Source organism: Nocardioides sp. BGA-UO-ETr-FS32 (assembly GCF_059567905.1).
In genome coordinates this window covers 114,390-139,812 of record NZ_JCAQOX010000014.1, presented here as the reverse complement: position 1 = coordinate 139,812, position 25,423 = coordinate 114,390, and the positions used below count along the sequence as shown (strand labels likewise).

23 protein-coding genes, 1 tRNA gene and 1 pseudogene are annotated in these 25,423 nt (G+C 70.6%); 10 read left to right on the top strand and 15 right to left on the bottom strand.

The annotated features are described in order from the left end of the window. The first annotated feature begins 38 nt into the window (after nucleotides 1–38). From AC57BS_RS10530 to AC57BS_RS10520, 3 genes are all read left to right on the top strand, one after another. Nucleotides 39–2,216, top strand: a complete 2,178-nt coding sequence (locus AC57BS_RS10530; RefSeq protein WP_496411392.1) for an RNA degradosome polyphosphate kinase — start codon at nucleotides 39–41, stop codon at nucleotides 2,214–2,216. 150 nt (nucleotides 2,217–2,366) lie between these two features. After that, nucleotides 2,367–2,984, top strand: a complete 618-nt coding sequence (locus tag AC57BS_RS10525) for a DUF47 domain-containing protein (protein WP_496411391.1) — start codon at nucleotides 2,367–2,369, stop codon at nucleotides 2,982–2,984. 5 nt (nucleotides 2,985–2,989) lie between these two features. Continuing rightward, a complete protein-coding gene (locus tag AC57BS_RS10520; RefSeq protein ID WP_496411390.1) occupies nucleotides 2,990–3,985 on the top strand; it encodes an inorganic phosphate transporter in 996 nt (331 codons plus the stop codon). 115 nt (nucleotides 3,986–4,100) lie between these two features. Here the strand turns inward: AC57BS_RS10520 and AC57BS_RS10515 are convergent, their stop codons facing one another. From AC57BS_RS10515 to AC57BS_RS10490, 6 genes are all read right to left on the bottom strand, one after another. Then, entirely contained in the window at nucleotides 4,101–5,192 is a 1,092-nt protein-coding gene (locus AC57BS_RS10515) for a hypothetical protein (protein ID WP_496411389.1), read from the bottom strand. A gap of 220 nt (nucleotides 5,193–5,412) precedes the next feature. After that, a complete protein-coding gene (gene pstB, locus AC57BS_RS10510; protein WP_224745454.1) occupies nucleotides 5,413–6,183 on the bottom strand; it encodes a phosphate ABC transporter ATP-binding protein PstB in 771 nt (256 codons plus the stop codon). A 119-nt stretch (nucleotides 6,184–6,302) separates the two neighbouring features. Continuing rightward, nucleotides 6,303–7,208 (bottom strand): phosphate ABC transporter permease PstA, encoded by a 906-nt coding sequence (gene pstA / locus AC57BS_RS10505; protein ID WP_496411388.1) that lies wholly within the window; start codon nucleotides 7,206–7,208, stop codon nucleotides 6,303–6,305. Further along, complete coding sequence (gene pstC, locus AC57BS_RS10500; RefSeq protein WP_496411387.1) at nucleotides 7,208–8,149, bottom strand: phosphate ABC transporter permease subunit PstC; 942 nt, start codon at nucleotides 8,147–8,149, stop codon at nucleotides 7,208–7,210. The genes pstA and pstC overlap by 1 nt, the downstream gene beginning before the upstream one ends. A 22-nt stretch (nucleotides 8,150–8,171) precedes the next feature. After that, a complete protein-coding gene (locus AC57BS_RS10495) occupies nucleotides 8,172–9,128 on the bottom strand; it encodes a PstS family phosphate ABC transporter substrate-binding protein (RefSeq protein ID WP_496411386.1) in 957 nt (318 codons plus the stop codon). 200 nt (nucleotides 9,129–9,328) lie between these two features. Then, complete coding sequence (locus AC57BS_RS10490) at nucleotides 9,329–10,186, bottom strand: NUDIX hydrolase (RefSeq protein ID WP_496411385.1); 858 nt, start codon at nucleotides 10,184–10,186, stop codon at nucleotides 9,329–9,331. A 40-nt stretch (nucleotides 10,187–10,226) separates the two neighbouring features. On the opposite strand from AC57BS_RS10490, the gene AC57BS_RS10485 reads away from it, so the two are divergent. Beyond that, nucleotides 10,227–11,294 (top strand): hypothetical protein, encoded by a 1,068-nt coding sequence (locus AC57BS_RS10485; protein ID WP_496411384.1) that lies wholly within the window; start codon nucleotides 10,227–10,229, stop codon nucleotides 11,292–11,294. A gap of 15 nt (nucleotides 11,295–11,309) precedes the next feature. Here the strand turns inward: AC57BS_RS10485 and AC57BS_RS10480 are convergent, their stop codons facing one another. The 4 genes from AC57BS_RS10480 to AC57BS_RS10465 form a co-directional block, all read right to left on the bottom strand. After that, nucleotides 11,310–11,471: a hypothetical protein gene (locus AC57BS_RS10480; RefSeq protein ID WP_496411383.1), complete on the bottom strand. Its 162-nt coding sequence runs from the start codon at nucleotides 11,469–11,471 to the stop codon at nucleotides 11,310–11,312. Between the two features lie 199 nt (nucleotides 11,472–11,670). Further along, entirely contained in the window at nucleotides 11,671–11,874 is a 204-nt protein-coding gene (locus tag AC57BS_RS10475) for a cold-shock protein (protein WP_056598399.1), read from the bottom strand. A gap of 268 nt (nucleotides 11,875–12,142) precedes the next feature. Further along, the gene (locus AC57BS_RS10470; RefSeq protein WP_496411382.1) at nucleotides 12,143–12,871 is read right to left on the bottom strand and encodes a copper homeostasis protein CutC; all 729 of its coding nucleotides are present in this window, start codon (nucleotides 12,869–12,871) and stop codon (nucleotides 12,143–12,145) included. Between the two features lie 22 nt (nucleotides 12,872–12,893). Then, nucleotides 12,894–14,060, bottom strand: a complete 1,167-nt coding sequence (locus tag AC57BS_RS10465) for an enolase C-terminal domain-like protein (protein ID WP_496411381.1) — start codon at nucleotides 14,058–14,060, stop codon at nucleotides 12,894–12,896. Nucleotides 14,061–14,145: 85 nt separating this feature from the next. Between AC57BS_RS10465 and AC57BS_RS10460 the strand changes: the two genes are divergently transcribed. Then, nucleotides 14,146–14,826, top strand: coding sequence for a GntR family transcriptional regulator (locus AC57BS_RS10460; protein ID WP_496411380.1), 681 nt, complete (start codon nucleotides 14,146–14,148; stop codon nucleotides 14,824–14,826). A 52-nt stretch (nucleotides 14,827–14,878) separates the two neighbouring features. Here the strand turns inward: AC57BS_RS10460 and AC57BS_RS10455 are convergent, their stop codons facing one another. Beyond that, nucleotides 14,879–15,019: a hypothetical protein gene (locus tag AC57BS_RS10455; RefSeq protein WP_496411379.1), complete on the bottom strand. Its 141-nt coding sequence runs from the start codon at nucleotides 15,017–15,019 to the stop codon at nucleotides 14,879–14,881. Nucleotides 15,020–15,169: 150 nt separating this feature from the next. Next, the gene (locus tag AC57BS_RS10450; protein WP_496411378.1) at nucleotides 15,170–16,810 is read right to left on the bottom strand and encodes a DUF4082 domain-containing protein; all 1,641 of its coding nucleotides are present in this window, start codon (nucleotides 16,808–16,810) and stop codon (nucleotides 15,170–15,172) included. A 443-nt stretch (nucleotides 16,811–17,253) separates the two neighbouring features. On the opposite strand from AC57BS_RS10450, the gene AC57BS_RS10445 reads away from it, so the two are divergent. From AC57BS_RS10445 to AC57BS_RS10435, 3 genes are all read left to right on the top strand, one after another. Beyond that, nucleotides 17,254–17,326 (top strand) — tRNA-Lys (locus tag AC57BS_RS10445). A gap of 440 nt (nucleotides 17,327–17,766) precedes the next feature. After that, nucleotides 17,767–19,488 carry a SulP family inorganic anion transporter gene (locus AC57BS_RS10440; RefSeq protein ID WP_496411377.1) on the top strand — a complete coding sequence of 574 codons (1,722 nt, stop codon included), beginning with the start codon at nucleotides 17,767–17,769 and terminating at the stop codon, nucleotides 19,486–19,488. A 90-nt stretch (nucleotides 19,489–19,578) separates the two neighbouring features. After that, nucleotides 19,579–20,094, top strand: coding sequence for a gamma carbonic anhydrase family protein (locus tag AC57BS_RS10435; protein ID WP_496411376.1), 516 nt, complete (start codon nucleotides 19,579–19,581; stop codon nucleotides 20,092–20,094). Between the two features lie 23 nt (nucleotides 20,095–20,117). Here AC57BS_RS10435 and AC57BS_RS10430 read toward each other — a convergent pair whose 3' ends face one another. Next, nucleotides 20,118–21,140, bottom strand: a complete 1,023-nt coding sequence (locus AC57BS_RS10430; RefSeq protein WP_496411375.1) for an NADPH:quinone reductase — start codon at nucleotides 21,138–21,140, stop codon at nucleotides 20,118–20,120. A gap of 101 nt (nucleotides 21,141–21,241) precedes the next feature. Here AC57BS_RS10430 and AC57BS_RS10425 point away from each other — a divergent pair. Further along, nucleotides 21,242–22,258: pseudogene (locus AC57BS_RS10425) on the top strand (phosphatase PAP2 family protein); the annotation flags it as partial. A gap of 41 nt (nucleotides 22,259–22,299) precedes the next feature. Here the strand turns inward: AC57BS_RS10425 and AC57BS_RS10420 are convergent. Next, nucleotides 22,300–23,781, bottom strand: a complete 1,482-nt coding sequence (locus AC57BS_RS10420) for an NAD(P)/FAD-dependent oxidoreductase (protein WP_496411374.1) — start codon at nucleotides 23,779–23,781, stop codon at nucleotides 22,300–22,302. Between the two features lie 208 nt (nucleotides 23,782–23,989). On the opposite strand from AC57BS_RS10420, the gene AC57BS_RS10415 reads away from it, so the two are divergent. Then, entirely contained in the window at nucleotides 23,990–24,976 is a 987-nt protein-coding gene (locus AC57BS_RS10415; protein WP_496411373.1) for an ATP-binding protein, read from the top strand. Here AC57BS_RS10415 and AC57BS_RS10410 read toward each other — a convergent pair. Continuing rightward, nucleotides 24,973–25,326 carry a metallopeptidase family protein gene (locus AC57BS_RS10410; RefSeq protein ID WP_496411372.1) on the bottom strand — a complete coding sequence of 118 codons (354 nt, stop codon included), beginning with the start codon at nucleotides 25,324–25,326 and terminating at the stop codon, nucleotides 24,973–24,975. The genes AC57BS_RS10415 and AC57BS_RS10410 overlap by 4 nt on opposite strands. Nucleotides 25,327–25,423: the final 97 nt, after the last annotated feature.

The following is a 25,423-nucleotide window of genomic DNA, read 5'->3' as shown; positions in this document are numbered from 1 at the left end:
GTCATGACCCGTTCACCTTCCGGTGCCAGACTTGGCCCATGAACGACCCGGCCACCCTCACCAGCGCTGTCTCGCCGTCGGTCGACGAGGGCCCCGTGGCCGAGCCGTTCGGGCATCCCACCGACACCTTCGACGTCGAGCCCCCCTACACGCCCGACGCCGCGGCGATCGAGGCCGTGGAGAAGTACGACGACCGTTTCATCGACCGGGAGATCTCGTGGGTGCGCTTCAACCAGCGCGTCCTCGAGCTCGCCGAGGACCCCGACCTGCCGCTGCTCGAGCGGGCCCGCTTCCTCGCGATCTTCGCCAGCAACCTCGACGAGTTCTTCATGGTGCGCGTCGCCGGCCTCAAGCGCCGGATCGCCGCAGGGGTCGCCGTACGCGCCGCCAGCGGACTGATGCCGCGCGAGCAGCTCGAGCGGCTCTGGGGCAGCAGCCGCGAGCTGATGGAGCGCCACGCCCAGGCCCTGGTCGACCTCCTGCCCGAGCTCGGTGGGCACGGCATCGAGATCCTGCGCTGGTCCGAGCTCGACCGTGACGAGCAGAAGGTCTGCAAGAAGCTCTTCAGGGACCGGATCTTCCCGGTCCTCACGCCGCTGGCCGTCGACCCGGCCCACCCGTTCCCCTACATCTCCGGGCTCTCGCTCAACCTCGCCGTCGTCGTCCGCCACCCCGGGACCGGCACCGAGCACTTCGCGCGGGTCAAGGTGCCGCCGACGTTCGGTCGCTTCGTCGGGCTGGGCAACCAGCGGTTCGTCCCCATCGAGGACGTCATCGGCGAGCACCTCAAGAAGCTCTTCCCTGGCATGGACGTGCTCGGCGCCCACACCTTCCGGGTGACCCGCAACGAGGACCTCGAGGTCGAGGAGGACGACGCCGAGAACCTGCTCAAGGCGCTCGAGAAGGAGCTCCAGCGGCGGCGCTTCGGGCCCCCTGTACGCCTCGAGGTCGAGCAGTCGATGGACCCCAAGGTCCTCGAGCTGCTGGTCTCCGAGCTGGGCGTGGGCCGCGACGAGGTGGTGTCGCTGCCCGGACCCCTCGACCTCACCGGCCTGCACTCCATCGCCGACCTGCCGCGCGACGACCTCAAGTACGCCGCGTTCCTGCCGACCACGCACCCGAGCCTGGCCGAGGTCGAGTCGTCCTCCCCCGTCGACGTCTTCGACTCGGTGTCGCGCCACGACGTCCTGCTGCACCACCCCTACGACTCGTTCGCGACGTCGGTGCAGCGCTTCCTCGAGCAGGCCGCCGCCGACCCGCACGTCCTCGCGATCAAGCAGACCCTCTACCGCACCTCCGGCGACAGCCCGATCATCGAGGCGCTCATCGACGCCGCCGAGGCCGGCAAGCAGGTCCTCGTGATCGTGGAGATCAAGGCGCGCTTCGACGAGCAGGCCAACATCCGCTGGGCCCGCAAGCTCGAGCAGGCCGGCTGCCACGTCGTCTACGGCCTCGTCGGCCTCAAGACCCACTGCAAGCTGTCGATGGTGGTGCGCGACGAGCCCGAGGGCATCCGTCGCTACGTCCACCTCGGCACCGGCAACTACAACCCGAAGACCGCCCGCCTCTACGAGGACCTCGGCCTGCTCACGGCCAACCAGGAGATCGGCGAGGACGTCGCGCTGCTCTTCAACAACCTCTCTGGCATCAGCCGCAACCGGACGTACGACCACCTGCTCGTCGCCCCGCACAACGTCCGCGACGGCCTGGTCGCGCAGATCCACCAGGAGATCGCCCACCACCAGGCCGGCCGGCCCGCCGGGATCCGGATCAAGGCCAACTCGGTGGTCGACGAGGCGGTGATCGACGCCCTCTACCTCGCCTCGCAGGAGGGCGTGCGCGTGGAGCTGCTGATCCGCGGGATCTGCGCGCTGCGCCCCGGCGTACCCGGCCTGTCCGAGACCGTGCGCGTGCGCTCGATCCTGGGCCGGTTCCTCGAGCACAGCCGCGTGTTCTGGTTCGACAACGGCGGCGAGCCGTCGGCGTGGATCGGCTCGGCCGACATGATGCACCGCAACCTCGACCGCCGCGTGGAGGTGCTCGTACGCCTGCGCGACCCGCACGTCGTCGCCGAGGTGGCGGCGCTGCTCGACCTGGCGCTCGACCCGGGCACCACCGCGTGGGAGCTCGGGTCGGACGCCGAGTGGCGCCTGCACCACGGCGAGCGCCACCTGCAGGACGAGCTGATCGCCCGCCAGCGCGCCCGTCGCCGCTGAGGCAGCGCTGGGCGGGCGCTGAGCCAGCGCGGGGCCGACCGCTGAGCCCCGCGTCACACCCGCCCGCGACGTACGCCGCAACTTGCGCCGTTGGGCGGCTGACCCCCTAGCATGAACCACGGTTCATCCGCCCCCCGTTCGGAGTTCACCGTGCGTTTGAAGTTCCGCCCTGTCGACAGCTCGTTCTACGACCTCTTCAGCGAGGCAGCCAACCACCTCGTCGTCGGTTCCCAGCTGCTCAACGAGATGCTGTCGGACGGCAACTCCAAGGCTGAGATCGCCCAGCGCATGCGCGAGGCCGAGCACGCCGCAGACGAGACCACCCACTCGATCATCCGACGGGTGAACAGCACGTTCGTCACCCCGTTCGACCGCGAGGACATCTACCACCTCGCCTCGGCGCTCGACGACGTCATGGACATGATGGACGAGGCCGTCGACCTCGTCCTGCTCTACGAGGTCACCTCGCTGCCCGCCGAGACCACCCAGCAGGTGGAGGTGCTGCAGCGTTGCGCCGAGCTCACCGCCGAGGCCATGCCGCAGCTGGAGTCGATGGGCAAGCTCGACGAGTACTGGATCGAGATCAACCGTCTCGAGAACACCGGTGACAAGTCCTACCGCCGGATCCTGGCCAACCTCTTCAGCGGTGACTACGAGGCGCTCGAGGTCCTGAAGCTGAAGGACATCGTGGAGTCCCTCGAGGGGGCGATCGATGCCTTCGAGAAGGTCGCCAACATCGTGGAGCAGATCGCCGTCAAGGAGTCGTAAGACTGATGGAGATCGGCATCATCATTGCCGTGGTCGTCGTCGCCCTGGTGTTCGACTACACCAACGGCTTCCACGACGCGGCCAACGCAATCGCGACGTCCGTCTCGACGGGCGCGCTCAAGCCTCGCGTCGCCCTGGCCATGGCCGCCGTCATGAACTTCGTCGGCGCCTTCCTCGGCCAGAAGGTCGCCCAGACCGTCTCCGAGACGATCGACCCCGGCACCGGCAGTCACGCCCTGGTGATCGTGATGTGCGGCCTCCTCGGCGCCATCACCTGGAACCTGATCACCTGGTACTACGGCCTGCCGTCGTCGTCCTCGCACGCCCTCATCGGTGGCCTCGTCGGCTCCGCTGTCGCCGCAGGCGCGACCGCCAACTGGAACGTCGTGCTGGAGAAGGTCGTCATCCCGATGTTCGTCTCCCCCATCGTCGCCTTCTCCCTCGGCTTCGTGCTGATGGTGGTGATCATGTGGCTCTTCCGCCGCGCCAACCCCAGCCGCGCCAACCGTGGCTTCAAGATCGCGCAGACGATCTCGGCGGCCGCGATGGCGCTCGGCCACGGCCTCCAGGACGCGCAGAAGACGATGGGCGTGATCTTCCTGGCGCTGCTCGCCGGCGGCTACGTCACCGCCGACGACCCGCTCCCGCTCTGGGTCATCATCGCCGCGGCCGCCGCGATCTCCGCCGGCACCTACTCCGGCGGCTGGCGCATCATGCGTACGCTCGGTCGGCGCATCATCCACCTCGACCCGCCGCGTGGGTTCGCGGCCGAGGCCGTCGCCGCCTCGGTGCTCTACACCACGGCGTACGGCTTCAGCGCCCCGATCTCGACCACGCACACCATCACCTCCGCGGTGATGGGCGTGGGCGCGACCAAGCGCCTCTCCGCGGTGCGCTGGGGCGTGGCTAAGTCGATCCTCACCGCCTGGGTGCTGACCTTCCCGGCCGCCGCCCTCGCCGCCGCGATCTGCTACTGGATCGCGCGGATCTTCCTCCCCTGACGGGTCTCCGGCTGCCGCGGCCGCCCCCGCCCGCTCGATATCTGAGGACGTCCTGAACGTCTGGAACCCCGATTCCCGTCCACCACGTCCTCAGATATGTCGGACGGGGAGTCGATCAGGCGGCCCGCTGCCGATGGGCAAACAGGCGCCTCCTCTCGTACGACGACAGCGCGCGGCGAGCAGCGACAGTGGTGGTGTCCCGCCACCACTTCGGGGTCTCGAGCGTCCACTCGCGCTGCGACGCCGGGCGGCGGTCTGCCCGGGCGTACGCGTCGCGCAGTCGCATGCGGAAGGGGTCTGTGTCAGCGATGTCGCCGGACATCATCGTGACGCCCTCCAGACCGAGTCGGCGGTAGGCAGCTTCCTTCGCGACGTCGGCGTGGCGCACCTTGCCGGCGAGGTGGAGTCCGCCGTCGTACATCCCGTAGACCCCCGCGGCCGGATCGATGACATCTGGTGTGCCGACGAAGCGGCCGCTCCGATCGAAGACCGGCACGTTCATCAGGAGGCGGGGTCGACCGATCTCCTCCTTCCACACGCATCTCAGCACCGGCTCCATCGGCGACCACGAGTTCTCATCGAGCTCCGGCAGCACCCGGCGTACACGCTCGATCCCACGCCGGGCGACGAGGTCTGTGTCGATGTAGGCGGCGAGCTCGTCGATGGAGACGAGGTCGTTGAAGGCTGCCATGTCGAAGGCCACGACTGCGGCCTGGTCGTCCGTGGCGTAGCGCATCTCGTAGGCGACGCTCCACAGCGGTTCCGTGACGCGCACTCCACCGTCTCGTAGGACGTACCGCGGGGCGATGACTTCCTGCGACACCTCCAAGCCGACGCGCGGCCGCATCCGGTTGCCGCTGCTGACCGCGACCGGAACGGGCCTCAGCACATCGCCGCGTCCCGTCCCGCCGAACCAGACGCCGCCGAGCCAGAAGAGCCCGGCCCACCCGGTCACCCCGCCATATCCCGGGAGAAGCGCCGCCGCCTCGACGATGCGCTGCGCGGTGTCGCCGGCATCGACCGATGCCGGCACCCACAGGTTGTTCCCGCACCGCCGCCACTCGCCGGACCGCGTACCCCATGAGGTCGGCCCGTCGACGCCGAGCGGGTCTCGGCGCGACGGCCACCGCACGCCCGGCCGCAGGCCCTCACGCGGGCCGATCCCACACGCCGGCCAGGCGCCTGCCGTCCTGGTGTCCGAGTCCACGACTGCATCGTGGGCCGAACCGGTCGTCCCGTGCTCGCGTCATCCACAACCGTCCCTGCCCCCGGGCGGGGCTGCGGATATCTGAGGACAGGATGAACGTCGGGGCCCCGATTCACGACCACCGCGTCCTCAGATGTCGGGGTGGCCGGGAACGCCCTGGTGGATCAAACCCCCGATCGAACCACCAGGACGTACCCGACCACCCCGACCCGCATCGACCTCAGCCGAAGCGACCCGAGATGTAGTCCTCGGTGCGCTTGTCGTTGGGGTTGGAGAAGATCGTCGACGTGAGGTCGTACTCGACCAGCAGTCCGGTGCGGTTGCCGGTGGTCTCGTCGGGGCGCGCGGTGAAGAACGCCGTACGGTCCGAGACGCGGGCCGCCTGCTGCATGTTGTGGGTCACGACGATGATCGTGTACTCGTTGCGCAGCTCGAGCATCAGGTCCTCGACGCGGGCGGTGGCGATCGGGTCGAGAGCCGAGCACGGCTCGTCCATCAGGATCACGTCGGGCTTCGTCGCGATCGTACGGGCGATGCACAGGCGCTGCTGCTGCCCGCCCGAGAGGCCGTACGCCGACTGCTTGAGCTTGTCCTTCACCTCGTCCCAGAGCGCGGCGCCGCGCAGCGCCTCCTCGACCAGGTCGTCCATGTTGTCGACCTTCATGCCAGTGACCCGGGGGCCGTAGGCGATGTTGTCGTAGATCGACTTGGGGAACGGGTTGGGCTTCTGGAACACCATGCCGATCTGGGTGCGCACCGCGATCGGGTCGACGTTCTTCTGGTAGATGTCCTGGCCGTGGTAGAGCACCTCGCCCTCGACGTGCGCGCCGGCGACCAGGTCGTTCATCCGGTTGAGGCAGCGCAGGACCGTGGACTTGCCGCACCCGGACGGCCCGATCATGGCGGTGATCTCGTGGCGGCCGTAGGCCAGGTTGACGTCGTGCACGGCGTGGAAGTCGCCGTAGAAGACGTTGAGGTCACGCGTCTCCATGACGGGGTTGACCGGCGAGTCCGGGAGACGCCGGTCGGCACTCACGTGGACCTCGCCGAGCGAGCCCATCTGGGGGAACGTGTCGGAGGAAGTGGCTGAAGCCATGTCGTCAGTCTCTCTCACCAGGATCGCTGGAACTTGTTGCGGATGAAGATGGCCAGCCCGTTGAGGCTCAGGATCATCACCAGGAGGACGATGATGGCTGCCGAGGCAGCGTCCTGGAACGCCTGCTGCGAGCTCGAGCTCAGGCCGTAGATCTGGATGGGCAGCGCCGTGATGGGGCTCATCATGCCCTCGGGGTCGAAGCGCACCGACGAGGCGAGGCCCAGCATCAGCAGCGGCGCCGCCTCCCCGATCGCGCGCGAGAGGCCGAGGATCGTGCCGGTCGCGATGCCCGGGACGGCGGACGGGAGCACCTGCCGCCACGTCGTCTGCCACGTGGTGGCGCCGAGCGCGAGCGAGCCCTGACGGATCTCCTCGGGCACGGCGCGGACCGCCTCGCGGGTCGTGATGATGATGACCGGGAGGATGAGCAGGGCGAGGGCGATCGCGCCGCCGAGGACGATGCCCTTGCGCTCGATGCCGATCAGCGCCATGACGGCCACGGCGAGGAGCCCGTAGACGATCGACGGGACCGCGGCGAGGTTCTGCAGGTTGACCTCGATGATCCGGTTGTACCACCGGGTCGAGTCGGCGAACTCCTCGAGGTAGACCGCCGCGGCGATGCCCAGGGGCACGGCCATGACCGCCGTGAAGAGCATCAGCCACAGGCTGCCGAGGATGCCGGCGCGGAAACCCGTGCGCTCGGGATAGAGGGTGGAGTCGTAGCCCGTGACCAGCGCCGAGTCGAAGCGACCCGACCCGGCGATGGCGGTGTCGGTGATCAGCACGACGAGGACCATCACGCCGAAGAAGAGGGAGAACCACAGCAGCCCCAGGAAGACCAGCGAGCCCACGCTCCGCTCACGGCTCCTGCCGGTCGCGATGCGGACGGTGTCCCGGGCGGTGGCGGTTGCGACGCTCATCAGTAGGCCTGCCTGTAACGACGGACGAGGGCGATGCTGACCATGTTGATCACGAACGTGATGACGAACAGCGTCAGGCCGACCGCGAACAGCGTGTTGTAGGAGGTCGAGCCGACGGGGTTCTCCCCGCCCGCCGTGGTCGCCATGAAGCCCGTCATGGTCTGCATGCCCTCGAGGGGGTTGAGGCTGAAGTTCTTCTGCGACCCGGCCGCGAGCGCCACGATCATGGTCTCGCCGACCGCCCGGGACAGGCCCAGCACGATCGCGGCCGCGACACCGGAGAGGGCTGCGGGCAGGACGACGCGCAGGGTCGTCTGCATCCGGTTGGCACCCATGGCGTACGACCCCTGGCGCAGGGCCTGCGGCACAGCCGAGAAGGCGTCCTCGGCCAGGGAGGCGATGGTCGGAATGATCATCACGCCGAGCACCAGGCCGGCGGCCAGGGCGTTGGTGAAACCCACGCCCAGACCGAGGAAGTCCTGCAGCAGGGTCGGGGTGACGAACATGACGGCGAAGAAGCCGTAGACGACGGACGGTACGCCGGCCAGCAGCTCGACGGTCGGCTTGAGGTACTTGCGGGCTCGCCGTGAGGCGTACTCCGACAGGTACATGGCAGCGCCGAGACCGAGCGGGACGGCGACCAGCAGGGCGATCGCGGTCGTCATCAGGGTGGCGGTGATCAGCGGGAAGACGGCGAAGCGCTGTCCCTCGTCGAAGGAGAAGAACTCCCCGAAGGGCACCTCGGCGAAGAAGTGGATGACGGGCTCGACCAGGGCGACGAGGATCCCGACCGTGATGGCGACCGACAGCATCGCCGACACGAACAGGACGGCCTTGATCGCGGTCTCGCCCGGGCGCGGCTTGCGGCCCAGGTTCACGGAAGCGCCGGGCAGGCCCGCCCCGAGGGACGGGCCTGCGCCGGCAGTGTTGTTGCTGCTCATGGAAAGGTGACGACTCTTCCGGTCAGGAGGAGAGGCCCTCGAGGGCGCTCTGGGTCTCACCGTAGAGCTCTTCGCTCAGCGGGATGTACTTCGCGGCCTCGGCGATGGTCTCGAGGTTCTCGATGTAGAAGTCCACGTACTCCTTGGTCGCCGCGTTGTCGGCGTACGAGGAGTTGCTGACGTAGATGAAGAGCGGGCGGGACAGCGGGGTGTACTCGCCGGCCTGCGCGGTCTCGGCGGACGGCTCGACACAGCCGTTGCCGTCGTCGATGGACAGCGCCTTGAGCGAGTCCTGGTTCTCCTCGTAGTAGGTGTAGCCGAAGAAGCCGACCGCACCCTCGGTGCCGGAGATGCCCTGGACGAGCACGTTGTCGTCCTCGGAGGACTCGACGTCCTTGCGCAGCTCCTCGGACTCGTCCGCGACGACGTCGGCGGCCATGTAGTCGTAGGTGCCGGAGTCGGTGCCCGGGATGAAGAACGAGATCTCCTGGTCCGGGAAGCTCGGGTCGAGGTCGCTCCAGTTGGTGACCTCGGAGGTGGGGCCGAAGAGCTCGACGAGCTGCTCGGAGGTGATGCAGTCGACCGCGAGGTCGGGGTGGACGGCGACGGTCAGCGCGTCCGTGGCGACCTGGAGCTCGGTGTACTCGACACCGCCCTCCTCACAGGCGGCGACCTCGTCCTCCTCGATCGGCCGCGAGGCGTCGGAGATGTCCGTCTGGCCCTGGCAGAACACCTCGAAGCCGCCGCCGGTGCCGGCAGCGCCGACCGTGACGCGCACGTCGGGGTTCTCCTCGGAGAGCAGCTCGGAGGCCGCCTTGGACATGGGCTCGACGGTGGAGGACCCGTCGACGGCGACGGTGCCGCTGGCAGCCGAGCCGTCCTCGGACGCGCCGGCGTCGCCGCCGCCGCAGGCGGCGAGCGTGAGGGCCAGGACGGCTGCCCCGGAGGCGATGGTCCAGCGGTGAGAAGTGCGCTTCACTTCGATGCTCCTGAAAGGTCTTCGTGTGTGCTGACGATGAGGAAGGTAGGCACGTCAGGAGAACGACCACGTCGCCGTCGGTGAACGGGCGGTGAACTCGGTCGGACCGGTTGGCATCACCCGTCCGGGCGTGAGACGACGATCACATGAACTCGGCCGGGCGCCCTTGACGCGGCCCTCGAATCGGCTCTACAAGCCGCTCAGGGCTGGAGCTGCTCCGAGGCCACGACCCGGCCCTTGCGGTGGTGGACCACCAGCATCCCGCCGGGCTCCAGCTTCACCTCCGGCACGCGCAGCGCGTCGAGGACGGTCGGCAGCACCGGTCGGTGGGTGCACAGCACGGCGCTCTCCCCACCGTCGAGCAGGGCGTCGACGACCTCCACGACCCCGTCCACCGTCGCGCCCTCCTCGCTGAGCTCGTCGTGGAGCTTCACCGGCCAGCCGGTCACCTCGGCGTACGGCGCCACCGTCTGCACGCAGCGGGTGCTGGGGGAGGAGTGGGCCACCGTCACGTCGAACGCGGCCAGCAGCGGCACGAGCCGCTGTGCCTGCGTCTCGCCGAGCTGGACGAGGGGGCGCAGGCGGTCGTCCTTCTTCCATGCGCCCCGCGAGCGCGCCTTGCCGTGGCGCAGCACCACCAGCGCCCGCGTCCGGCGGCGCAGGGGGCGCGACTCGGCCAGGGTGTCGCGGTCGTAGGGGTAGGTCAGCCGGCGCACGGCGTCCTTCCACGGCACCCACTCGACGGCGTCGATCTCGTCGTTGGCGCGGTAGCCGGAGACGTCGTCGCTGCCCACCACGCGCGCGGTCCAGTAGTCGACCGACTTCCACCGGCCGTTGGACTGCCGGTAGCGCTGCAGGCTCAGCGCCGGCCCCAGCCGTACGTCGAGCCCCGTCTCCTCCGCCACCTCGCGCACCGCGGCCGTGACCGTGTGCTCGCCGGGGTCGAGCTTGCCCTTGGGGAAGGACCAGTCGTCGTACTTGGGGCGGTGCACGAGCAGCACCTCCCCGCCCTTGCGGGTCACCACGGCACCGGCAGCGCGCACGTCGCGGGGCTCCATGGAAGTAGTGTCACACCCACCCCGACCGGCGAGGAGCCCTGTGCCACAACGTGTCGTCCCGCGTGCGGCCACGCACGCGCTGCCGGCGCTCGCCGCCGTCCTCCTGCTGCTCCTCGGCGGTGTCGTCGGGTGGCGCCTGCTCAGCCCCGAGACCCCGCTCGAGCGCGCCATGTCGCTCGTGCCCGCGGACACCACCCGCTTCTCCTGGACCGACTGGGCAGGCGTACGCCGGGAGCTCGGCGCCGAGGTCGGAGCCGGCGCCTCGGCCGAGGAGGTGGACGCCTTCATGGCCGACGCCTTCGACGCCGACCTGTCCCCGATGTCGGCGCTCGGCACCTCGGCCGGCGTCATGGAGGAGCGGCTCGGCTTCTCCCCCGCGAGCGTCTCCTGGGAGCTCTTCGCCCAGTCGGGCACCGGCGCCGTGGAGGTGCTCGGGGTGGACGACGACGTCGACCTCGACGCCGTCGCCGACCGCCTCGCCGAGCTGGGCTGGACCGAGCCCGAGGAGGCGGACGGCGTGTGGGTCGGCGGACCGGACGTGCTGGCGGGCGCGGGCTCGATGCTGACCCCCGAGCTCCAGCACGTCGCGCTGCTCGCCGACGACGGACTCGTCCTCACCTCCGACCAGGCGCCCCACCTCGAGCAGGTCCTCGACGAGCTCGGCGACGACGACCCCGAGGAGCTGATCGACCTCGCCGCGGCGCTGGACGAGCCGCTCGCCGCCGCCGTGTACGACGGGGCGTACGCCTGCGAGCAGCTCGCCATGGCGCAGGCCGACGACGACGCGCAGGCCGAGGCGGACCAGCTCGTGGAGGCGGCCGGCACCGTCCGCCCGCTCACCGGCTACGCGCTGGGTCGGCTGCCCGGTGGCGACGTACGCGCGGTGCTGCAGCTGGAGGACGCGGACGACGCCGCGGCGGACGCCGAGGCGCGCGCCCGGCTGGCCGCCGGCCCGGCGCCCGGGAAGGGCGGGGACTTCACCGACCGGTTCACGGTCGAGGCGGCGGGATCGGAGGGCCGCGAGGTGGTGCTGGACCTGCGCCCCGTCGAGGGGGCGTACGTCCTGTCCGAGCTCACCAGCGGCCCGGTGCTCTTCGCGACCTGCTGAGCGGCAGGCGGGCTGCTAGTCCTGCGGCTTGCGCGGGGTGACCCCGAGGAGACGATCGATCTCATCCTGGGACAGGTGGTCCTCGGACTCGCTCGCGGCGATGATCAGCGTGGTGGTGAGCTCCACCTCGCCGAGGAGGTCACCGTCCTCGAGGGTCACGTCGAACTGGTCGTGCACGTCGTCACCCTCCTTCTTCCTGGAACGGTCGCCCGGATCATTCGATGCTAGGCGTCCGGGTCAAGTCTGACTGACAGCGGCGGCCTGCGAAATGACCCGAACGTGTCAAGTCTGCCTCGAAAACGAACCCGGCCCCACCCCGTTATGGGGTAGGGCCGGACTCGCGATCAGATCTGGAACTCAGTCCAGCGTCAGCCGATCAGAGCGGACGGACGTTCTCCGCCTGCGGGCCCTTGGGGCCCTGGGTGACGTCGAACTCGACCTTCTGGTTCTCGTCCAGCGACTTGTAGCCGTTGCTCTGGATGGCCGAGTAGTGCACGAAGACGTCGTCGCCGCCGTCCTCCTGCGCGATGAAGCCGAAACCCTTCTCGGCGTTGAACCACTTAACGGTGCCCTGAGCCATGGTGCTCGTTACTCCTCTGTAGGGGCGGGAGTCGCCACCTCGGCGACCCGCACCAGATGCGGTGACACGCCGCTTGAGACTCACGAGCTGGCAGGGCCCGAAGAACAAACGCCGTTGGATCACAAACTCCGCGGGCGTCTACCTGCTGGAACTTGCACCTGTTGCACGGCCAACGATACCAACAAATCGCGCGTCGTCACCGGTCGAGATCCACATGCCGGTGAACAGTCCGCGAACGGGCTGCCGTGAGTGCGCCTGGCACCTCGGGTCAGCGACCCAGCGCTGACATCACCTCGGCGAGCACGTCGGCGCTCGTCACGCTGCGGCGGCCGTCGTCGTAGCCCGCGGACACCCCGGCGGGCGTCACCGTGCCGGGAGCGCGCAGGTGCACCTCGCGCGCGCCGGTCTCCGCCACGATCCGCGCGGCGTTGGCCGGGCGTACGCCGCCGCCGACCGCGATCCGCACCTCGTCGCCACCGCGGCGCACGAGGTCGGCCAGCTCGGGGAGGTGGTCCAGCGCCGGCCCCGGGCCGCCGGAGGTCAGCACGCGGGTGACGCCGAGGTCGGCGAGGAGCGCCAGGGCCGCCGGCTTGTCGGGCACCGAGTCGAAGGCCTTGTGGAAGGTGACGGGTGCATCCGCGCAGGCGGCCACGAGGCGGCGTACGGCGTCGGCGGCGATCGTGCCGTCCGGCTCGAGCGTGCCGATGACGAAGCCCAGCCGGGCCGACGCGCCGAGCGCGGCCCGGGTCGCCCCGATGTCGGCCGCCATGACCTCGACCTCCTGCGGCGAGTGGACGAAGTCACCCGGCCGGGCTCGCACCAGCACCCGGACCTCCAGGCCCGGCGCCGCGTCGGCGCAGTGCCGGACGAAGCCGAGCGTGGGCGTCGTGCCGCCGTCGGCCAGGCCGGCGCAGACCTCCAGCGCGTCCGCGCCGGCGGCGGCGGCCAGGGCCGCGCCGCCCACGTCCTCCAGGCAGATCTCCACGAGCGTTTTCACCCGGACACCCTAGGCCGCGCCGTCAGGCGTGCAGCTCGCGCAGCACCCGGTGGAAGGCCGCCTTGCCCTCGAACCCGATGCCGGGACGGTCGTCGAGGCGGACCCGGCCTCCCTCGACGACGGCGTCGTCGGCGAACCCGCCGGTGGGCTGGAACTCGCCGGGGTAGGACTCGTTGCCGCCGAGGCGGAGCGCGGCCGCGATGTGCAGCGAGAACTGGTGGCCGCCGTGCGGGATGCAGCGGCGCGAGGACCAGCCGTGCTGGGCGAGCATGTCCTGGATGCGGCGGTACTCCACGAGCCCGTAGCTCAGCGCGGGGTCGACCTGGATCCAGTCGCGGTCGGGCCGCAGGCCGCCGTAGCGGACCAGGTTGCGCGCGTCCTGGAGCGAGAAGAGGTTCTCCCCCGTGGCGATCGGGCCGCGGTAGTGCTCGGCGAGCGTGGCGTTGAGGTGGTAGTCGAGCGGGTCGCCGACCTCCTCGTACCAGAACAGGCCGTAGGGGTCGATCGCCCGGCCGTAGGCCAGGGCGGTGTCGAGGTCGAAGCGACCGTTGACGTCGACCGCGAGCCGCGAGCCGTCGCCGTCGAGCACCTCGATGACGGCCTCGATGCGCCGCAGGTCCTCGGCGAGGTCGGCACCGCCGATCTTCATCTTGACCACCTCGTAGCCCGCGTCGAGGAAGCCGCGCATCTCGTCCTGGAGGTCACCGAGGGTCTTGCCGGGCGCGTAGTAGCCGCCGGCCGCATAGACGAAGACGGACTCGTCCGACCCGCCGTCGCCGTAGTGGTCCGCGATCCAGCGGTGGAGCGGGACGCCGGCGACCTTGGCGGCCAGGTCGTGCAGCGCCATGTCGACGACCCCGACGGCGACGGACCGCTCGCCGTGGCCGCCGGGCTTCTCGTTGCGCATCACCACGTCCCACGCCGCGCTCGGCGACAGGCCCCCGTCCGCGTCGAGCAGGCCGTCGGGGTCGGCCTCCAGCAGGCGCGGCAGGATCCGGCGGCGCAGGATCTCGCCGGCCGAGTAGCGGCCGTTGGAGTTGAAGCCGTAGCCGACGACCGGCTGCCCGTCGACGACGACGTCGCTCACCAGCGCCAGCACCGAGCAGTCCATTGTCGAGAAGTCGATGAAGGCGTTGCTCATGGACGAGCTGATCGGGATGACGCCCTCGTGGGCGGAGACGATCCTCATGGTTCCTCCGGGTCTTATAAGATGTGAGATCCGGACCGTACCTCGGGGTGCAACCTCTCACCAACTCGTCTTATAAGATCCCGCCATGCCGGACCCCGTGTTCACCAGCAAGGCGGACGTCGCGTACGCCCTGATCCGCCGGCGGATCCTCGACGGCACGCTCGCAGCGGGCTCGAAGCTGGCGCAGTACGACCTCGCAGCCGACCTCGGCATCAGCATCACGCCGCTGCGCGAGGCCGTACGCCGGCTCAGCGGGGAGGGCTGGATCCTGCTCGACACCCACCGCAACGCGCGCGTCGCCGAGCTCGACCTGGCCGACGCGCGCGCCCTGCTGGAGGCCCGGCGTGCCCTCGAGCCCGCCGCCGTCGCGCTCGCGGCCGAGCGGCGTACGGACGAGGACGTCGCCCGGATGCAGGCCGCGCTGAAGCGGCTCCGGCCGGTCACCCGCCGATGGGGAGAGAGCGCCCTGGCGGCGCACCGCGAGGTGCACCGCGCGCTCTACTGCGCCTCGCGCAACGAGGTGATGGTGCGGATGCTCGACGACCTGTGGGACAAGTCCGACCGCTACCGCAGGGTCGGGCTCCAGCTGCCGCCGGGCGGCGAGGACCGCACCCGCGACTTCGAGGAGCACCACGAGCTGGTCAGGCTGGTCGTCGCCGGAGACGCGGCCGGGGCGTCGGCGCTGATGGTCTCGCACATCGACAACAGCCTCACCGCGAGCGCTCTCGCGGAGAGGCTCGAGGACTCGGGCGCCGCCGGCGGGTGACACGCAGGGCTGAGCCGGGACGGGCCTTCGCCCGTCCCGGCCCGAGACCTCCCTAGCGCGCCTCGCCGGACGACGCGGGCACGCCGTCGGTCCACCAGTTGGCGGACCAGACGTTCCCGCCGTAGGTGGGGAACTCGCCCCCGTCCGTGCCCTGACCTCGGTCGAACAGGTTGCCCGTGAAGCTGATGTTCACGTAGTTGGCGTGCGGCGCTTGAAGTAGTTGCCCTCGATCGTCAGGTTGAACGCAGCCGCAGGCGTTCCGTCCAGCCTCTCGCGGCAGAACACAGCGTGGGCCGAGCAGCCGCCGGGGGCGGCACGGGCTTGGTGTTGGGCATGGCTTCTCCTAGCGAACAGTGTTGGACAGAGCAGGCTCTCCGTCAGTCCACGTGTTGTTGGCCCACGTGTTGCCGCCGTAGAAGGGGAACTCCCCGCCGTCGGTGCCTTCGCCGAGAGAGAACTGGTTGCCGGTGAACGTGATGCCGGTGCAGTCGGTGAAGCCGTAGCCAGTGCACCCGGCGAACCGGACACCGAAGTAGGGCCCGCCGTCCGCACCACCGTTGGTCACCCCACGCTTGAAGTAGTTGTCCTCGATGGTCAAGTTGAAAGCAGGCGAGGGGGCCCCGCTGATCGCCTCACGGTAGAACACCGCGTGTGCCGAGCAGTCGTTGTTCCCGGCGGTGACCGGCTTGCAGGTGACCGTGTTGCCCCTCAGGACGCTGTTCTTCAGCATTCGCACACCCGACGAGTGGGTGTCGGTGCCGTCGGTCGTGATGAAGTTCCCGACGAGGGTGACGTTGGTGTGTGCGCCGACGCCCGAGTGGGAGCCCTGCACCAGCGACCGCTTCACTGTGTAGTGAGAGCCGTACAGGGCACGGTCGGGCCACGATGCGAGGCTGGTGTCCTGGATGATCTTGGAGTCCTCGACGGTGAAGATCGGCGCACGAGCACCCTCGCCGCCCGCATCACCAACGCCGGGGGTGAGCATGCCTCCCCGGATGATGCTGTTGCGGAAGACAATGCCCTGGGCATCCTCCGCGAACCTCACTCCTGAGGATGTGCAGTCGACGATCTTGCCGTCGATGATCGTGCCGGACTCGTCAGCAGCGAAGTAGCAGTCGCCGGCGTACGCCTGTGTCGGCTCGACTGCGGGGCCGACAGACGTGCGGGTCGGGAAGTCGCCCGGCGTGGGCACGCCGCCGGGCTCCGGGGCAGGCGTCGGGGTCGGCGTCGGGGTCGGGGTCGGGGTCGGCGTCGGGGTCGAGGTCGTCGTCGGAGTGGGGGTCGGCGTCGGGCTCGAGGTGGTCGTCGGGGTCGGCGTCGGCGTCGGGCTCGAGGTCGTCGTCGGGGCCGGGCTGGGGACCGGGGTGGACGTCGTGCTCGAGGGAGCGAAGAGGACGTCGATGAAGTAGTGCGAGCCCCTCGAGGTCTCGGTGGGTCGACCAGTGCCGAAGCCGAAGGTGCCGCGATGGGCGGTCAGCTCCTTGGCGGACAACGTCGCGCCGTTGTCGAAGACGCCGGCCTCCATCGCGTGGCGCCCGCGGGGTGCGCGGTAGGAGACCGTGTACTTCTCACCCGCCCGGATCCGTACGGACGAGTTGAGCGACGCGGTCTTCCAGCCGTCGGTCGCGGTCGCGGGGAACCTGACGGAGGCGATGCGGCGGCCGGCACCGTTCCACACGTCACCGGTCGTGGCGACGCGGTTGGCACCCGCGGCGTAGTACTGCACCGCGCGGAGCCGGCCGGAAGTGGCGCTGCTGAACACCAGGCCGAGGGTGACGCTCCTCGTGTCGTCGGAGGACGGCACCGGGGGGACGGTCGAGTCGGACCAGATGCCGTACGAGGACGGAGCGCTCCGTTCGGCCGCGGGAGCCGCGGTGGCAAGGACGTGAGGGAGCAAGGCGATCACTGCGGCCGTGATGGCGGCTAGCAGCGAGAACACCGTCGCGGGACGCGCCGAGCGCGCGCCAGTGAGGTGGGACTTCATTGCGGGGGACTCTCCAATGTGCTGTCGGTTGCCTAGGGGCTCGTGCCGCGACCGCCCCCCGGGACGTTTCCGACGCACCACCAAGAAAATGGGCGCACGCCAGCGTCCCCAGGACCCGTGCCCCGCAGGGCCCGACGTCCTGGCTGTCACCCCCCGGGGCGGCGGCGGCGAAACCGGCTCGCAGCGCCCGGAGGTCTAGACAGGTACCGCGTCACGCTAACACTGGATTCGACGGCACTTGACCGAATCTTGACGGTATCTGCGGATATACCCAATTTGTGTCGCTGGACCAGGGACGACGCGACCGGTCCGCCGGACCGGGCTCGAGGGGCACCCGAGCGCGGAGCCCCCGAGGCGTCGGTCCGTCCTGCTCTGACAGGATGCGTGGCAGGAGTGTGAGGCGTGCGGGTCCGGACGGGTCGTCGGATCGACGGCCTCACCCCGGGCCTCTAGCTCAATTGGTAGAGCAGCGGACTTTTAATCCGTTGGTTCAGGGTTCGAGCCCCTGGAGGCCTACAGAAGCCGGGTGCTACTTCGGCACCAGCAGGGTCCGCGAGGCGGGCAGGGCCCTCGATGAGCGACATCATGCAGGCAGTTCGAGGCCCACGGCGGCTCGCTGAGCGTGGCTCGCGGGACCAGGCGCGTGAACTGCCTTCATGGTGCTCGTCGTGCGGCAGTCCGCAGCATGTCGACGCCGGCCATGTCCATCGACAGCGTCCCGCGGCGACCGGAAGCGCACGGGAATCGCCACCAGGTCACCGTTGACCATCGCGGGCCCGGTCACGAGGAGCTGGAAGCTTCCATCGCCGGCCTCCATCATCCCGCCCAGCAAGGCCCCTGCACCGTCGACTCCGATGTGGTCACCGGAGAACTGGTTCGCGCCCGGCTGGTGCCACACCACTCACCAACCTGAGGAGCCCGCTGCGGCGACCCTCCGGTGCACTAGCGTGAGGATCGTGTCCCCGAGCAGGCAGCGGCCCCGGCTGCAGGGCCTGGTCCCCGGGCTCGCCGTGCTGCGCGGCTATCAGCGGGGCTGGCTGCGCCCCGACCTCGTGGCCGGCGCCACCGTCGGGGCGATGCTGATCCCGCAGTCGATGGCCTACGCCGAGCTGGCAGGCATGCCACCGGAGTACGGCTTCTACGCCGTCCTGGCCCCGCTGGTCGTCTATGCCCTGGTGGGCACCAGCCGGCACCTCGGCGTCGGGCCCGAGCCGGGCACCGCGATCCTGGCCGCCACCGGCGTGGGCGCGATCGCCGCCGGGGACCCGGGCCGCTACGTCGCGCTGATGGCCGCGCTCGCGCTGGTGGTCGGCGCGATCGCGATCCTCGGCGCGGCCGCGCGGCTGGGATTCATCGCCTCGGTGCTCTCCAAGCCCGTCCTGGTCGGCTACATCACCGGGGTGGGCCTCACCCTGCTCAGCAGCCAGATCGCGGCCTTCAGCGGGTTGGCCATCGAGGCGGACCGCTTCTTCCCGCGGGTTGCCGAGATGGTCAGGGAGCTGGGCGGCGTCGACCCCGCCACGCTGGCCCTGGGCACCGCCACCCTCGTGCTCGTGCTGGTCCTGCGACGCTTGGCCCCGGCCTGGCCCGGTGCCCTGTTCGCGGTCGCGCTGGCGACCGCGCTCGTCTGGTTCGTCTCGGGTGCAGAGCCGATGGTCCCCGTCGTGGGCGCCATTCCCGAGGGGCTGCCCACCCCCGGGCTCCCCGACGTCGGCTGGGCGGACCTGGTGAGCCTGCTCCCGGTGGCGGTCGGGATCGTGCTGGTCGGCTTCACCGACAACGTCCTCACCGGCCGGTCCATCGCCGACCGTCTCGGCTACCGCGTCGAGCCCAACCAGGAGCTGCTCGCCCTGGGCCTGACCAACCTGACCTCCGGTCTCTCCCAGGGCTTCCCGGTGTCCTCGTCCGCCAGCCGCACCGCCGTGCCCGCCTCCCTCGGCAGCCGCACCCAGGTGGTCTCGCTGGTCGCCGCCGGGCTGGTGGTCGCGACGTTGGTGCTGCTCAGCCCGGTGCTGGGGGAGATCCCGCGCGCCGCGCTGGCGGCGGTGATCGTCTCCGCCGCGATCGCGATCCTGGACGTCCCGGGCTATCGCGCCCTGTGGCGCGCCAGCAGGCAGGAGGCCCTGCTGGCCGTGGTCGCCACCCTGGGCGTCATCGTCTTCGACGTGCTGGTCGGCGTGCTCGTCGCGGTCAGCCTCTCCATCGTGGTCGCCCTGAGCCGGATCGCCCGGCCGCACGACGCGATCCTCGGTGACGCTCCGGAGCTCGACGGCTGGGTGGAGGTCGACGCGCACCCGGAGGCCGTCCCCGAGCCCGGCCTGCTGGTCTACCGGTTCGACGCTCCGTTGTTCTTCCTCAACGCCGACCGCTTCGCGGCCCGGGTCCTGGACGTGCTGGAGGCCAACCCCGGCGCCGAGGAGTGGCTGGTGCTGGACTTCGAAGGCGTCGGGGCCCTGGACGCCACCGCCCTCGACACCCTCACCGGTCTGCTCGGGCGGCTGGACGGCCTGGGCATCGAGGTGGTCGCCGTGGCCCGGGCCAACGACGACGTCGTGCGACGCCTGCGGCGGGTCGACCTGCTGGAGCCGGAGGGGCCGGTGCGCGGCTTCGCCACCATCAATGCCGCCGTCCGGGCGTTCCGCCAGCGTCAGCGGGAGGATGATGGCCGGGGGCGCTGACCCTCGGGACCGGCTCCGTCCAGCGCACGACGAAGCCGCGAGGATGAGCCCTACGCACGCACGTCCGACCCTCGACACCCTGGAGGCCTTGTGGCCGTCATCCTGCCCCTCGGTGAGCACGCTCCCGACCTCGCGCCCACCGCTTGGCTCGCCCCCACCGCGACGGTGATCGGCGATGCGGTCGTCGAGGACGACGTCAGCATCTGGTTCGGGGCCATCGTCCGCGCCGACGGCGCTCGCATCACCGTCGGCGCCGGCAGCAACGTCCAGGACAACTGCGTCTTCCACGCCGACCCGGGCTTCCCGCTCACCCTCGTCGGCGACGTGGCGGTGGGGCACGGCGCGGTGCTGCACGGCTGCACGATCGAGCCCGGCGTGCTGGTCGGCATGGGCGCGGTGGTGATGAACGGCGCGCACATCGGCTCCGGCTCGATCATCGCCGCCGGCGCGGTCGTGCTGGAGGGCATGCAGGTCCCCGAGCGGTCGCTCGTCGCCGGCGTCCCGGCCAAGGTGCGCCGCGAGACGACCGACGAGGAGGTCGCGTCGATCGCCCGCAACGTCGCGGGCTATCGCGAGCGGGCGCAGGCGTACGCCGCGCAGGGCTGACGACCAGGGCGGGGCCAGCGCCCTCAGGCGTCGGCGACGTCCACCAGCACCTTGCCGACGGCACCGGCCTCGACCGCCGCGTGGGCGTCGGCCGTCTGCTCGAGCGGGTAGTGGTGCAGCGGCAGCCCGTGCTCCTCGCCGACCCCGTACGCCCCGTCGGCGACGGCCGCCGTGACGTCCTCGGCCGCTGCCCGCAGCGCGTCGTGGCCGACGGTGTAGAGCAGCACCCACTGGAAGCGCGCGTTGGTCGAGAACGTCTCGCGGACGCTCAGGGTGATCTCGTCGCCGCCGTTGTTGGCGTAGATCGCGATCGTCCCGCGGGGCCTGATCAGCGCGACGTCCTTGCGCAGGTTCTGCGCGGGCGCCACCTCCACGACGAGGTCGACCCCGTCCGGCGCCAGCCCGCGGACCGCATCGACGAGGTCGACCTGCCGGTAGTCGACGACGTGGTGCGCGCCGGCCGCTGTCGCGAGGGCGCCCTTTTCGTCGCTGCTCACCGAGCTGACGACCGTGGCACCCGCCCACCGGGCGAGCTGGATGGCCGCGTTGCCGACGGCGCCGGCCCCGCCGGCGACGAGCACGGTGCGCCCGGCGAGGGCGCCGGGAGCGAGCCGCGTCGGACCGCCCTCCGACGTGGTCAGCGCGCGGTGGGCGGTCACCGCCGGGACGCCGAGCGAGGCACCGAGGTCGTACGACGCGCCCTCGGGCAGCACCGTCACGTTGCGGACCGGCAGGACGACCTGCTCCTGCGCCGTGCCCCCGGGACGGGTGTGCTGGGCGAGCATCGTCCAGACCCGGTCGCCCACGGCGAGGTCCGTGACGCCGGGCCCGACGGCGTCGACCACGCCCGCGCCGTCCTGGCCGGGCACGATCTCCGGGAAGGCGAGCTCTCCCATGCCTCCGGCGCGGAACTTCCAGTCGGTCGGGTTGACCCCGGCCCGCACGATCCGTACGCGCACCTCACCGGGACCCGGCTCCGCGGGATCCCGCTCGACCAGCTCGAGCACCGACGCGTCGCCACTCTCGGTGTAGACCACAGCTCGCATCACGCCATCCTCCCTCGCGGACCCTCGTAGGCACAGGGGGCCCAGTTTGGTCCGGGCGGACAAACTTCTCCCACCGCCCGCTACTGCACCACCGGAGCTCCATGTCCATGCCCTCCCCCCTCGCCCTCGACGCGCCGGCAGGGAGGCTGTCCGGCGCGGGCCCCACGCCGCGGCGCCACCCGTACGCCTTCCTCGTGGCCAACGCCGCCCTCATCGGGGCGGTCACCTTCGTCGCCAGCGTGGCCCTCGACCGCCCGGTGGCGGACCCCGAGGGCAGCTTCCTCGGCCCCTCGTGGGTGCGCCTGCCGGTGCTGTGCGCGGCCGCCATCGTCCTCGACCTCCTGCCGCGTGCGCTGTGGCAGGGACGCCTGCACCCGGGCCGTACGGCCGCCGCCGTCCGCGAGCGCCTCCGCACCCACTGGACCCGCGCCCGGCTCCAGCTCGTCGTCATCGGCATCTCGGGCTTCTACGTGGTCTACGTCGCCTACCGCAACCTCAAGTCGCTCCTGCCACTCGTGCGCGACGACAAGTACGACGCCGAGCTGCGGCTGCTCGACCGGACGCTGCTGCTCGGCAACGACCCGGCGACGCTCCTGCAGGACCTGCTCGGCACCGGAGTCGCGGCGCACGTGCTGTCCGCCGTCTACCTCGCCTACATCCCCCTCGTCGCGATCCTCGTCACCGTCTGGCTCGTGTGGTCGAGGAACATCGGCTACGGCTGGTGGTTCGTGACCGCGCAGGGCATCGCCTGGACGCTCGGCGCCGTCTCCTACTACCTGCTGCCCACGCTCGGGCCGGGGCTCATGTATCCCTGGCTGACCAGCGACCTGACGCCCAACGGCACGTCCGAGCTGATGGACTCGCTGGTCTACTCACGCCAGGGCTTCCTCTGGGGCGAGGGCGACTACCAGGGCGTCGCCGGCTTCGCGAGCCTGCACACCGCGATCGCGCTGCTGTGGGCGCTGATGGCCCAGCACACCGTGCGCAGCGTGGTCGTGCGCCGGATCTTCTGGGTGAACTTCGCGCTCACGGTCGTGGCCACGCTCTACTTCGGGTGGCACCACATCGCCGACGACGTCGCCGGTGCCGCCATCGCGTGGGTGGCGTTCTGGCTGGGCGCCCGCGTGACCGGCCAACGGCCGGGGCGCGGCGTACGGACTCAGGCGCCGCCGACGCGATCGGCGGGTACGCCCCGCGCGCCGGAGTCGGTGAGCTCGGCCTCGCGCTCGGCGGCGGCCTCGAGCTCCTGCCGGCGGGTCTCCTCCATCATGGCGCGCGTCGCGTCGTAGATGCCGGGGTCCGACACGAGGTCGGCGGCGCCACGACGAAGCCGGGCGAGCGCGGCTCGGGCGAAGATCTGCTGCTCGGTGGTGGTGCGCTCGGAGCGGGTGTTGCTGATGAAGGTGATGGCCCAGCGCATCAGCGCGGAGACCTGGTTCTTGAAGCCGGTGAGGTAGACGAGGTGGACGGCGAGCCACATCAGCCATGCCACGATGCCGGACAGGCGGAGCTTGCCGACCATCGCGACCGCGCGGAAGCGGCTGATGATGGCCATCGAGCCCTTGTCGAAGTACTTGAACGGCGGCTGGGGGGCCTTGCCCTCGAGCCGGTTGTTGATCTCCTTGGCGGCGTACTTGGCGCCCTGGATCGCGACCTGGGCGACGCCGGGGAGGTTGTCGAGGGCGATCATGTCGCCGACGACGAAGACCTCGGGGTGCCCGGGCAGGGTGAGGTCGGGGTTGACCGCGATCCGGCCGGCGCGGTCGAGGGGTGCGCCGGTCTGCTCGGACAGGGTCTTGCCGAGGGGGTTGGCCTGCACGCCGGCGGCCCAGATCTTGGCGACGGAGTTGATCCGCTCGCTGCGGCCGTCCTTGAACTTCACCTCGAGGCCGCGCTCGTCGACCTCGGTGACCATGCCGCCGAGCATGACCTCGACGCCGAGCTTCTCCAGCTCCTTCTGGGCCTTCTCCCCCAGCTTCGCCCCGAAAGGCGGCAGCACCTGCGGGGCGGCGTCGACGAGCACCACGCGGGCGTGGCGGGTGTTGATCGCGCGGAAGTCCTTGCGCAGCGTGTGGTGGGCGAGCTCGGCGATCTGGCCGGCCATCTCGACGCCGGTCGGCCCGGCGCCGACCACGACGAAGGTCAGCAGGTGGTCGACGTCGTCGCCGCGGGTCGCGCCGAGCTCGGCCATCTCGAAGGCGCCGAAGATGCGCCCGCGCAGCTCGAGCGCGTCGTCGATGCTCTTCATGCCCGGGGCGAACTCGGCGAAGTGGTCGTTGCCGAAGTAGGACTGACTCGCACCCGCGGCGACGAGGAGGGAGTCGTACGACGTCACGGTGTCGCGGCCCAGGACGCGCGAGGTGACGGTCTTCGCGGTCAGGTCGATCTCGGTGACCTCGCCGAGGATCACCTGGGCGTTGTCCTGGCTGCTGAGCACCTCACGGGTCGGCGGAGCGATCTCGCCCTCGGACAGGATGCCGGTCGCGACCTGGTAGAGCAGCGGCTGGAAGAGGTGGTGCGTGGTCTTCGCGATGACGGTGACGTCGACGTCGGCCCTGCGCAGCGCCTTGGTGCCGAAGAGGCCGCCGAAGCCGGACCCGATCACGACGACCTTGTGACGGGCTGCCTCTGTCGACGTCATGGATGCTCCTGGTGGTCGTAGGTGCGTCGTGCCGGGCTCGGGCCATTCTCCTCCCGCCCGGAGCACGGCGCGAAACGCCGGGGGCGTCTGCTTGCTCACATCACTACCCAGACTTCCGAGAAACTATGGTGTTGTCGAGGTTTGAACCATCTGCCCACGGGCAATGATGGCCCCACTGGACTGTCCACCCCCCTCGAAAAGAGTCCCAGTGCCGCTGAGCTCCGAGTTGACGCTGGCGTCCTCGCCGCGCGCTGCGGCCGACGCGCGTCGCTGGGTCGGCGAGATCTGTCGGCGCCTGGAGCGCACCGACCTCGTCGAGTGTGCCGAGCTGGGGGTCTCGGAGCTGGTGGCCAACGCGATCCTCCACGCCACCGCCCCCTACAAGGTCCGCGTCCGCGGCACCGCCTCGCACCCCCGCATCGAGGTCGTCGACGGGTCGACCCGGCCGCCGGAGCCTCCCAACCACGCGGACACCGACGAGCTCGACCTGCTGCTCACCTTCGGCCGCGGGCTGTCGATGGTCGCCCAGTGCGCCCAGGCGTGGGGAGCCACGATCGAGTCCGACGGGAAGATCGTCTGGTTCGAGCCGGCGCCCGAGATGAGCGACTCCGGTTCGGTCGAGTGGGTGATCGACCGTCTCGAGCCCGCCTCGCCGCCTCCGCCGCCGACCGGCGACGCGACCGTCGAGGTCCACCTGGCAGAGATCGACGTCCCCCTCTACGTCTCGCTCGACCGCCAGTACAACGAGCTGCGTCGCGAGCTGCGCCTGCTGTCGCTCTCGCACCAGTCCGACTACCCCCTCGCCGGAGACCTCACGGCGATGTTCGCCAACTTCGAGCGCCAGTTCCCCGAGTCGTTCCGCGAGCAGATCAACGACGCGGAGACGCGCGGGTTGCCCCGCGTCGACGTCACCGTGCCGATGGCACGGGAGGCCGGTCCGATCTTCGTGACGATGACGGAGATGTTCGACGTCGCCGACGAGTTCTGCAAGGCAGAGCGGCTGCTGTCGATCGCCCGTACGCCGCGACAGCGCGCGCTCCACAACTGGCTGCTCGGCGAGCTGGTCCACCAGCTCGACGGCTCCGCGTCCCGACCGTGGACCGGCAGCCCCCGGTCGGCGGCGCCGTCCAGGGGCCACTGGGCAGAGCAGGCGGGGCGCGGGGAGCGCACGGGGCGCGCGGGGACCGCCGGCTAGCCCCAGCCCAACTCGTGCAGGCGGCGGTCGTCGAGACCGAAGTGGTGGGCCACCTCGTGCACCACGGTGATGCGCACCTCGTCCTCGAGGTCCTCGACCGTGTCGGCCATGTCGAGGAGCGGGCCCCGGAAGAGCAGGATGCGGTCGGGCAGCATGCCTGCGTGGTTCGCGGGGCGCTCGGTCAGCGCCAGCCCGTCGTAGAGGCCGAGCAGGTCGGGGTCGTCCTCCGGAGCCTCGGCCTCGACCAGCACGACGACGTTGTCCACGAGCCTGGCCAGGTCGTCCGGCAGTCCGTCGAGCGCCCGTCCGACCATCGCGTCGAACTCGGCGGGGTCAAGGTCGATCGGCATGGTGCCAGCCTAGGAGCGACGCGAAAGACCCCGACGGGACAGCCCGGACGTGACGGCCCAAATAGCAACAGGGTGAGCCTCGCGGCTCACCCTGCTG